We start from the raw sequence: 288 nt of genomic DNA on the forward strand, positions 1-288 counted from the left end.
TAGCTTGATCGTGGGTTTGCCTCTAGTTGTCTATTTTGTGCTTGGTATGCCGATCTCAGCTGAATACCCGGAACTGAAAGGCTTTAACTTCAGAGGTGGTATCAGCATTATTCCTGAATTAGCCGCTCTTGTATTAGCACTAAGTATCTATACGGCGTCTTTCATCGCAGAGATCGTTCGTTCTGGTATTAATGCAGTTAGCCACGGCCAAACAGAAGCTGCGATGTCTCTAGGTCTTCCTCGAGCTCGCACATTAAAGCTGGTTATTATTCCTCAAGCGTTGCGAAT

Annotated in this window: 1 protein-coding gene; it reads left to right on the top strand. The window is 45.1% G+C overall.

The features are described 5' to 3' along the window. The coding region (locus BCT81_RS05550) for an ABC transporter permease subunit (protein WP_133152569.1) at nt 1-288 on the top strand (288 nt) is incomplete at both ends.

The sequence above is a fragment of the Vibrio sp. 10N.261.52.A1 genome (assembly GCF_002876325.1).
Classification (GTDB): Bacteria; Pseudomonadota; Gammaproteobacteria; order Enterobacterales; family Vibrionaceae; genus Vibrio; species Vibrio chagasii.